Origin of the sequence: Vibrio sp. T20 (genome assembly GCF_007858795.1) — a bacterium.
In the GTDB taxonomy this organism is placed as follows: Bacteria; Pseudomonadota; Gammaproteobacteria; order Enterobacterales; family Vibrionaceae; genus Vibrio; species Vibrio satsumensis.
In genome coordinates, this window is sequence record NZ_VFEB01000028.1 from 1 (window position 1) to 289 (window position 289).

Here is a 289-nt window from a genome sequence, read left to right on the forward strand (position 1 = left end):
GCTCTAGAGAGGTTTGAGAACAACAAACAATCCGAACTCTTAATGCAGAATACTTTGCAGTTATTTTCTCAATTAAATACCACCGTCAATCAACTTATTGATGATTCAAATCGGAGTACAAAGAAAGCAGTAGATGAACTGACATCCACTCTGAGTTTGGCTCAATGGTCGCTCTCGGCTATCTCCATGATAGGTCTGGTTATTGTGATTTTCATTGTGTGGCGTGTTGTTTATATTTCAGTAGTTAAACGTCTTACCGAGTATTCCTCTGCATTAATGTCGATCGCAC

General features: G+C 39.1%; 1 protein-coding gene. It reads left to right on the top strand.

What is annotated here, in order from left to right:
- A partial coding sequence (locus FTW16_RS01470; RefSeq protein ID WP_146489807.1) for a hypothetical protein occupies positions 1 to 289 on the top strand: 289 nt, incomplete at both ends.